General features: G+C 40.6%; 9 protein-coding genes. 2 read left to right on the top strand and 7 right to left on the bottom strand.

Annotated elements, in window-relative coordinates; translation table 11 throughout:
* Positions 1-311: 311 nt before the first annotated feature.
* From N178_RS08795 to N178_RS08820, 5 genes are all read right to left on the bottom strand, one after another.
* On the bottom strand, positions 312-758 hold the full coding sequence (locus N178_RS08795) for a DUF6376 family protein (RefSeq protein WP_052942383.1): 447 nt from the start codon (positions 756-758) through the stop codon (positions 312-314).
* A gap of 396 nt (positions 759-1,154) precedes the next feature.
* On the bottom strand, positions 1,155-2,135 hold the full coding sequence (locus tag N178_RS08805; RefSeq protein ID WP_045291810.1) for an ABC transporter permease: 981 nt from the start codon (positions 2,133-2,135) through the stop codon (positions 1,155-1,157).
* On the bottom strand, positions 2,128-3,039 hold the full coding sequence (locus tag N178_RS08810; RefSeq protein ID WP_045291811.1) for an ABC transporter ATP-binding protein: 912 nt from the start codon (positions 3,037-3,039) through the stop codon (positions 2,128-2,130). Before N178_RS08810 ends, N178_RS08805 begins: the two co-directional genes overlap by 8 nt.
* Positions 3,040-3,052: 13 nt before the next feature.
* Positions 3,053-3,847: a GDSL-type esterase/lipase family protein gene (locus N178_RS08815; protein WP_045291812.1), complete on the bottom strand. Its 795-nt coding sequence runs from the start codon at positions 3,845-3,847 to the stop codon at positions 3,053-3,055.
* 23 nt (positions 3,848-3,870) lie between these two features.
* Positions 3,871-4,749 carry an NAD(P)-dependent oxidoreductase gene (locus N178_RS08820; protein WP_045291813.1) on the bottom strand — a complete coding sequence of 293 codons (879 nt, stop codon included), beginning with the start codon at positions 4,747-4,749 and terminating at the stop codon, positions 3,871-3,873.
* 345 nt (positions 4,750-5,094) lie between these two features.
* Here N178_RS08820 and N178_RS08825 point away from each other — a divergent pair, with 345 nt between their 5' ends.
* Positions 5,095-5,295 carry a cold-shock protein gene (locus tag N178_RS08825; RefSeq protein WP_013057405.1) on the top strand — a complete coding sequence of 67 codons (201 nt, stop codon included), beginning with the start codon at positions 5,095-5,097 and terminating at the stop codon, positions 5,293-5,295.
* 204 nt (positions 5,296-5,499) lie between these two features.
* Here the strand turns inward: N178_RS08825 and pdxR are convergent, their stop codons facing one another.
* Positions 5,500-6,933, bottom strand: coding sequence for a MocR-like pyridoxine biosynthesis transcription factor PdxR (gene pdxR / locus N178_RS08830; RefSeq protein WP_045291814.1), 1,434 nt, complete (start codon positions 6,931-6,933; stop codon positions 5,500-5,502).
* Positions 6,934-7,223: 290 nt separating this feature from the next.
* The gene (locus N178_RS08835; RefSeq protein ID WP_045291815.1) at positions 7,224-8,924 is read right to left on the bottom strand and encodes a pyruvate oxidase; all 1,701 of its coding nucleotides are present in this window, start codon (positions 8,922-8,924) and stop codon (positions 7,224-7,226) included.
* Positions 8,925-9,206: 282 nt separating this feature from the next.
* On the opposite strand from N178_RS08835, the gene N178_RS08840 reads away from it, so the two are divergent.
* Positions 9,207-9,367: cold-shock protein (locus N178_RS08840; RefSeq protein ID WP_045291816.1), on the top strand; the 161-nt coding region annotated here is incomplete at its 3' end.

Below are 9,367 nucleotides of genomic sequence, written 5' to 3' on the forward strand. Positions count from 1 at the left end.
TAGGATATGAAAAGCAGACATTAAGTTTGTCACAGCTTCTAACAAAATTTCGTAGATATAAAAAAGAAAGAGGAGGTTTTTGTCTTCTAACAAATAGATATATTTATATAATTTTACATTTATAACATGGAAACGAGGTTGAGTTATAAGACATACCTACTATATCAATCCAATCTAAAGCATCTATACACATGAAACCTACGTTCACCCTACAAATAAAAAAATCCGAACGAAGTTGATTCTCCATCAAGAATCTTGATTCATCGTTCGGATTTTCTTCAACTACATACTTTTGTCCCAGGCTCGCTTTTTTACTGACCTAATTCTTTAATTTGTTTCATAATACTTGATACATCTTGAATTGATTGAAACAATTCACTGTTTTTTAGCGCTTCCGGATTGAAGCTGCCATCCTTTATATTGGCTTCATAGGCTTCAATTCCACTAATGATTTTTTCGTTTTGTTGAACAAGCTGATCGTGCACATCAGAAGCGATGTCAGGAGCTTTGGTTTGATTAAAATCTTCAGCTTTCCCTTTCATTTCCTGCAGCTTTTGCTCTAGCTTTTTTATTGCCTCATCGTCATTAACAGCTTTTTCCGCTAGAGGCGGTATTTCTTCAGCAAACTTTTGTGCTTCACTCACGTAATCTTTCGCATCGTTTGCGTAGTTCAACGTACTGCTTGTATCTTCAAGAAAAGAACAGCCGCCGACCATAAAAAGAACAGCAGTTGATATGACTAGCATCCACTTTTTCACTTAGCACTCAACCTTTCTTATTTCTTTTCTGCTATCTTCTTTTCGATTTTCGTTTCTTTAACTCTTTCATAATAATGGGTACAGCTTTTTTTATTCCTTTTTTTACAGCGGGGCTTTTTAACAGTCTCGATAGTTTTGACATTTTTAAGCTCCTCTCTTCTTTTAAAATAACAAAAAACACCTTTACCACATGTGGTAAAGGTGTTTGTATCCAGACCTTTACCAATGGCAACATTGGCAAAGGTCTCGCTAACAATTTGCATTGTCAATAAAGCCGGAGATAATAATCTCGAAATGACGACTTTACTGCAAGAGCTACTCCCCTTTGAGCAAAACAGCATTTTTTGTTAACACAATCATAACGTACGTTCCTGATTATCGTCAACTTATATGGAATTAGTACACATCTTTTTTGGTAAATACCAGAAACGACACGAGCAGCCCGGCAAGTCCCCAAATGGTTAAAACACCCAAGGAAAACCCTAGTGTCATTCCTTCAGTCGGAGGAGCTGTGCCTTGCAGGTAAGAAGTTAAATTTAAATTGACCATAAACAAGTACTTAGCTGAATTCCACGAAGAAACCATACTGCTTAAAATCGTACCTGCAATCAAACAAGCAAGCATCACACCCATACCAGCAGCCGTACTTTTAATTAAAACGGACAGCATAAAAGCAAGCGTTCCAACCACCAGAGATACAAACCAAGCAAGGCCAAACTCCATTAAAATATATCTCCACTGCGAAATTAAATGAACGTCCGCTGTATTCAAATCATTGCCCTGCACGCTAAACCCCGTAAGAATCGGGGCTGTCCATCCTTTAAATCCAAATACAATGCCCGAAATGAGATACGACAACACGCCAAACATTAAAATTAAAAACGAGACGGACATGACGAGCGTGATATATTTACTAAGCAGGATTTTCCACCGTTTCACAGGCCTCGTCAACAGTACCTTGATGGATCCCAAGCTGTATTCTGAAGACACTAAATCCGCTGCAATAATCATAATCATCAGCGGCAGCAAAAGCTGAATAGCGTTTTCAATGAACCCTCGCACAAACGTTGGCGCTCCCGGTTCTGAAGGATTGATATCGTTATCTAAGTAATACTGCTGCTGCGCCACGCGAATTTCAAGCTGCTTGCGCCAATCATCTGAAATTTGGCTTCCGCTCAGCCGATTTTGCGTATCGATAATTTCTTGCTGCAGCGTACTGCGCCAATCGGTCGTTCCTAGCTTTTCTTGAAGGCGCTGCGTTTCGCGAAGCTGAGCATAGGTGAACATGGAAATCAAAACACCCATAATAAGGGTAACGATTAACAGGCGCTTTTTTCGAACGAGCTTGATCATTTCATTTTGAACCAAACTAATCAATCGATTCGCCTCCTGTCATTTCGATAAATAAATCTTCAAGAGTTGGAAGCTTTCGGTTCATTTCTTTTACCGTTACTCCTGCTTGAATGAGCTGTTTGTTCCACTCTCCCACTTCAGCTTCCTCATAAAACGTCGTGACATATTCTCCCTGCACTTGCACAAAGTCCGTCACTTGTTTTAAGACGTCTATTCCCGCAGGCTGCGGATCTAGCTTCCACAGTAAGCGCTCCTGCTGAGTTAACAGGGTCTTCACCGATTCTGTGTGAATAACTTCTCCTTTTGCAATAATCGCTACTCGGTCACACATCAGCTGAATCTCGCTCAGTAAATGACTGGATACTAAGACGCTTAGACCTTCACTTTCAGCTAAAAAGCGAATAAATTTACGCATGTCCCGAATCCCAGAAGGGTCTAGTCCATTCGTTGGCTCGTCTAAAATGAGCACTTTTGGTTTTCCGAGAAGCGCTTGCGCAATTCCTAAACGCTGCCTCATACCTAAGGAATACGTGCGAACTAAATCGTGGATACGCTCTTGCAAGCCAACTAATGCCACCACTTCATAAATGCGTTCTTCCGTCATAGAAGGAATCATACGTGAAAAATGCTGCAGATTTTCCCAGCCGCTTAAGTATGGATACAGCTCAGGATTTTCAACAATACAGCCGATATGCTCCATCGCTTTTGTAAACTGCTTCGATACGCTGTATCCACAGATAGAAATGGAACCAGCCGTCGGGCGAATCAAGCCGACAAGCATTCGAATCGTTGTCGTTTTACCGGCTCCATTGGGTCCTAAAAAACCGAACACTTCGCCTCTTTTTAATTCAAAATCAATATTTTTGATGATTTCACGTTTTCCTATTACTTTTCTCAGTCCTTTTACTGAAAGCGTTACTTCACTCATATCATTCCCTCCCTTACCACGTAATAAGCGATGCTACACGTTCTGCGATCAGCTTGTAGCCTTTTGCATTCGGATGAAACTTATCAGTATATAAGTAGTCATCTACCTTTAGCTGAAACAAATCAAAGGTCGGAACAAAAACAGTTTGCTTATAATTAGCACTTAATTCACTGCTTTTATAATTCCATTCTCGTACAATAGCCGTTGTCGTTTTTGCATCTTGCAGGTTACTAAACGGATTATATAAACCAATTAAAAAAATCGTCGCGTCTTTATTTGCCGAACGGATGCTTTTTAAGATGCTGTCTACGTTTTTTAAATAGTCATTTTCTAGCTTTTGAATATTGTTTTTATTTAAGTTCTGCAGCGTTTGCCCACCTTGAAATAAGTCATTTCCGCCAATGGTAATCAAAACGGTATCTGCAGACTTAATCTGCCGCTGAATCTGCTGCTGCTTTACTTGACTTGCCAGCTGCGAAGACGTTTGACCTTTTATACCAAAGTTACTTAAGAGAATTTTTTTCTTCGTTTTTTCTTCAAGATTATCTTTTAAATACCCAACGTATCCTTTTCCCGCTGCGTCTCCTGTTCCTCTTGTCAGTGAATCTCCTAAAGCGACAATCGTATAATTCTTGGTGCTTTTGTTACTGCTGCTTGTTTCTTGCTTCGGCTTTGGCATTTCTTTTACGCTAGCTTTTGAGGCGGTAACATAATCATAAATAGACATTCCAAGCCCTGCTGCAAACAGCAGACACGAAATAATCGAAATAAGGGATACAATCCATACCCACTTTCCTTTCGCTTTCACTGGCTGCACTCCTTTTCGTCTTTTTAGTTATCTTTTTTTAGAGCTTCAACTGTTTTTAGTAACGCCGACCAGTCTAAATGACCCCAGCCATTTTCAATTCCTTGTTCATAATGACCTTTCACAAGCTCTCCTAACGGAAGCGGAGCGGACACTTTTTTGGCTGCATCAATAGCCAAGTTTACATCTTTTAGTCCAAGCTCCAGCTTAAATCCGGCTGGATCAAAGTCTCTTTTAGCAATTAAATTGCCGTAATTTTTATACACAGGAGATGCAAATAAGCTATTAACCACTTCAAGAAACTGCTCCGCTTGCATGCCATACTGTTCTACCATGACTACTGCTTCAGAAACAGCTTCTAACATCGATACTAATAAAAAATTATTGCCAAGCTTAGCTACATTTGATAAGTAAGGCTCGTCTCCTACAGTGAAAATAGTTTGACCAATCGCTTCAAACAGCGGCCAAACATGCTCTCTTGCTTCTTTATTACCTGCAACTATTACTTTGAGAGCCGCGGCAGCTGCTGCGTCGGGGCGACCTAAAACGGTCGCTGCAACAAAATGCTGTCCTGATGCAGCATGTGTGCTTGTTAATTTTTCCGATAAATCTACGCTAATAGTACTCACAGAAACGTGAATACCGCCTTCTTGAAGGCCTGCAAGTACACCGACTTCTGAAAGCGTTACTTCTTCTAAAGCCTCATCATTTGAAAGAATCGTAAAGACAAGATTCGCTTCTTGTGCTGCTTGAGCAGGTGTCTCCACAACCTTTGCTCCTTTTTTCACAAGACTTTCCGCCTTTGAAGCAGTGCGGTTATAAATCACAAGTTCATGACCCGCTTTTATCATATTTTCCGCCATCGGTAATCCCATATTTCCTAAACCAATTAAACCCACTTTCATCTTTACCACTCCATTTCAGCACTCAGTATGTACATTTATACTTGTTTTCTACCTTTAGAAAAACCATATTTTCATTATTATATAACTACAGTAAAAGCGAATACAAAGAATAGCCTTTCTAAAATGTTCAAAATGTGACATTTTTTAGACATAATTTATAAAAAACTTGTCTAAAAAATACGAATGGTTTTTAAATAAAGCGCTTGCAAACATAGGAAATTTCTGCTAAGATATAAGAGAATTATTTTTGTTCGGTGGGGATGTATGAGTATTGTCACTTTTCGTCTTTAGATTTGAGCAAGAATAGTACCACAATGTGCGAGTCCGCACGAGGAGGCAACAATTATGGAACAAGGTAAAGTAAAATGGTTTAACGCAGAAAAAGGTTTTGGATTCATCGAGCGCGAAGGTGGAGACGATGTATTCGTACACTTCTCAGCAATCCAAAGCGAAGGCTTCAAATCTTTAGACGAAGGTCAAGCTGTAACATTTGACGTAGAACAAGGTCAACGCGGACCTCAAGCTGCTAACGTTCAAAAAGCATAAGAAACACAACATATCAGAAACAGATCCTTTAAAGGATCTGTTTTTTTGTGTACAAACATAAAAAAGCCCTGTTTTTCAACAGGGCCAGTCGGTACAAATACAGAAGTAAAGTTAATGGTACTCTTAGTATAGCACAAGATCATAACAATCTATACGAAATAATAAAATAAAACTTTCATCCGGCACGTTTAGCTATGTTTATAGCTATTCCAGACTCTCTAGAGCGCTCGCAAATCGTTTAATTCCTTCTCGAATAACCTCTTCTTCCCCTCTGCCAAACGTAAAGCGAATAGCTCCGCTTTGAGAACTCAGCACGCTTCCTGGGACAAAGGCTACTCCTTTTTTAAGCGATTCTTCCAATAGACGATAGTCATCGACCGGCTGATTCACTTTGCACCATAAGTGAATCCCGCCTTGAGGCGAATCAAAAGATACTTTTGATCCAAGCAATTCGTTCAGACTCGACGACAGGGCATACTCTTGCTTTTTGAGCTCTTGTCTAAGCTTTTCAATATGAGAAGAAAATGTAGGAGAATCTAAGAATTGATAAGCAATCCACTGCGGAAAGATGCTGTGGCCAAAATCAATTTGCTGCTTAGCGTCTGCCAGGCGCTGAATTACTTGCTCCGGCCCCACTATCCAGCCGATTCGAAGGCCTGATGCCACAATTTTAGAAAGCGAGCTGATATAGAGGACATTTCCGTTCTCGTCCATCGATTTCAGCGTTTGATGTACATTGCCGTCAAATGCCGTGAGTGAATAAGGATCATCTTCAATAAGCGGAATACCATATTCTGAAGAAAGCTCTAAAAACCGCTTTCGGCGCGCTTCTGATAACACAATACCGGTCGGGTTTTGATAATATGGATTTAAAAAAACCATTCGAATGCGATGCTTTTTATGTAATTCTACTAAGTCGTCCGGGTTGGCTCCATTTTTATCTACAGGCAGCAAAAACGTTCGTAGACCTGCTGATTGAAAGAGCGGCAGTGAATAGCTATAGGACGGATCTTCAATCGCTACTGCATCCCCTGGTTTTAACAAACACTGCACAATCAAATGAAGTGCTTGCTGTGCACCTGATGTAATTAGAATAGAATTGGAGTCAGTGGAGATTTTCCGGTACTCATGAACATGAGCAGCAATAGCATCACGCAAACGTTCATTGCCGTGGGGATGATCATAGCCTAAATGTTCATTAAAAGGCATGCCCGCTAATATTTGCTGAAAATCTTCGCTTGGAAATAAGCTAGGAGCTAACTCTCCGCTGGCTAAGTTCACAAAATCTGTTCGCAAAGCCTCGCTTCTGATTCGCTGTACGAGCGGTAAATTAGGCAAAAATGAACCGTCTTCTACATATCTCCCCCAGTTTGGAATACGTTTTCGGGAAATTCCCCAGATGCTCGAACTAACTCGCGTGCCGCTTCCTTTTTTACGTTCTACGATTCCAAGTGCCTGCAGCTCTTCATAAGCAGCTACTACCGTGCTTCTGTTCACGTTGAGCTCAGCGGCAAGCGTTCGTTCTGATGGCAGCATAGAATCCGGCGGAAAAGCTCCCGATGAAATACAGCTTTCAATATATTCTGCAATTTGTTTATAAATCGCTTTTTTGCTAGCGCGATCTGGTCTCCAGTTCATGCGGCGTCAGTCCTTACATTTAAACTTTCTTATTAGTAGTTTATCCTTTATCTCTCTTATCTTAAAGAAGTTTTATAAAAAAAGACCATCCAATTCGGCATTTTTTTGCTCATCCACTTTACAAAAATATGATATCACTACTTTTCATTTGTTAGTATTTAAGTTTACATAATAATTTTATAGTTAATTAAATTATATTCACCAGCACAATAAAAAATCCGAACGAAGTTGATTCTCCATTAAGAGTCTCGATTCATCGTTCGGATCTTTACTAAGTCACAGCCTCTTTTTTATAGAGGAGGTAAATCTAGCTTGCCTTCTTGAAACAATTCTTTCACCATGTGCTTGGCATACCCTGTTGCTTGCCCTAGCGTAATCTTTGCTGGCATAGGCGCTTCATTTGCATCGACGATTACATCGATAATGCACGGTTTATTCTGTCTAACTGCACTTTCAAAAGCCGGCAGCAGCTCGTCTTCCTTTTCTACTCGGTAGCCAACACCTCCGCAGATATCTGCATACCTAGCAAAATTCGGATTTGTTAAATCTGTCCCAAATTCAGCATTTCCCATTACTTCTTGTTCAAATTTAATCATGCCGATTTTATGATTGTTAAATAGCACTACGACTAGCGGAAGATTGTATTTAACGGCTGTAATAAAATCTGCCATTGTCATCGCAAAGCCGCCGTCTCCACATACCGCAAACACCTGCTTCTCGGGATAAGCAATTTTTCCAGCAAGTGCGCCCGGCAGCCCGCAGCCGAGAGTCGCTAGCCAGCTTGAAATCACAAACTGCTGATTTGTCATACGAAAATGACGCGCCATCCATACTGTGACGTTTCCTACATCTACAGACAAGACCGCGTTATCATCCGCTACGTGCTGAAGCGCTCGAATCACTCGCTGAGGCTTGATAGGTACACTTTCTTTGGCTTCTTGGCTATCAAGCTGATTCCACCACTTTTTCATACGTTCTTGACTTTGCTCTAAAAACTGGCGATGCTCTGAGCGGCCAACGTTTTCTAAAAACCACTGAATCGTTGCTTTCGCTTCTCCTGCAAGCCCTGCATCTACAGGATATCTTTTGCCAATTTGTGCAGGATCAATATCAATATGAATCGTTTTCGCATGGTCTGGCAAAAAGCCTGTAAACGGATAGGACGTCCCAATCATGATGAGCGTATCCGCTTCTTGCATCGCTTCATACGCTGGCTTTGTCCCGATTAATCCAAGTCCTCCGAGGCAATATGGATGTTCATCCGGTATTGCGCCTTTTCCAGGAAGCGTAAGGACAATAGGTGCTGCGATTTTTTCTGCAAATGCAAGCAGCTCTTCTCTCATTTCATGTGTGCCTCGACCGGCTAGGATAACCGGACTTTCCGCTTTACCAATCAAATCTTTTGCTTTTTCAAGATCTTCTCTATGGGGAAAAATGTCTTGTTTGACAATTATGCTTGATGTTTCTCGTGCTTCTGATCCAACTTCAAAACGAGGAATATCATCGGGAATGGTTAACACAGCCACACCTTTTTTAGCATACGCTGTTCGAATCGCTTGATTGACAACAGTCGGAAGCTGCTCAGCGGACATGACTCGCTGGTTATATACAGCCACATCATCGAACATTCTCTCTAAATTAATTTCTTGAAACGCATCGCTGCCGATGAGATCTGATTCTACTTGCCCCGTAAGTGCTAAAACGGGCGCTTTGTCTAATTTGGCATCATATAAGCCATTTAGTAAATGAATTGCTCCCGGTCCGGCAATAGCCGTACATACACCGATTTTACCCGTTAGCTTCGCATATGCAGCTGCTGCGAGAGCTCCCGCTTCTTCATGCCTTACTTGAATAAATTTAATTTTATCCTGGGCTTTGCGAAGCGGTTCAATAATTGAATTAATGGAGTCTCCTGGCATGCCGTAAATATGATCAACGCCCCATTCAATTAGCAGTTCAATCAGTTTTTCTCCAGCTTTTTGTTTAAACATATGACTACCCCTTTCTTCTTATATATAGAGATAGTGTGACCTGATACGCTCTTTCTTACTTATTTTCAGCCGTATAATTTTCGTTTTCTTTCGTTAAAGGAAGGCAACATCTTCGTTAAATTTTCTTCATTCCTTGCAATTATCATTATCTTTTGCTATTCTATAAGAAGAATTATTTTTGTTCGGCAACAATCGATAGGTGAATACTTTCGTCTTAAAGATTTTGATCATGAGCAAGGATAGTAATACAATGTGTGCATAGCACACGAGGAGGCAACATTCATGGAAAAAGGTACAGTAAAATGGTTTAATGCAGAAAAAGGTTTCGGATTTATCGAGCGCGAAAACGGCGACGATGTATTCGTACATTTCTCAGCAATCCAAAGCGAAGGATTCAAATCTTTAGACGAAGGTCAAGCTGTAACATTCGACGTTGAAGAAGG

Source organism: Priestia aryabhattai B8W22, assembly GCF_000956595.1.
Classification (GTDB): Bacteria; Bacillota; Bacilli; order Bacillales; family Bacillaceae_H; genus Priestia; species Priestia aryabhattai.

Excerpts from the sequence above, each read along its gene's own strand:
- N178_RS08835 (WP_045291815.1), bottom strand. The coding sequence starts at position 8,924 with ATGTTTAAACAAAAAGCTGGAGAAAAACTGATTGAACTGCTAATTGAA.
- N178_RS08810 (WP_045291811.1), bottom strand. The coding sequence starts at position 3,039 with ATGAGTGAAGTAACGCTTTCAGTAAAAGGACTGAGAAAAGTAATAGGA.
- pdxR (WP_045291814.1), bottom strand. The coding sequence starts at position 6,933 with ATGAACTGGAGACCAGATCGCGCTAGCAAAAAAGCGATTTATAAACAA.
- N178_RS08825 (WP_013057405.1), top strand. The coding sequence starts at position 5,095 with ATGGAACAAGGTAAAGTAAAATGGTTTAACGCAGAAAAAGGTTTTGGA.
- N178_RS08820 (WP_045291813.1), bottom strand. The coding sequence starts at position 4,749 with ATGAAAGTGGGTTTAATTGGTTTAGGAAATATGGGATTACCGATGGCG.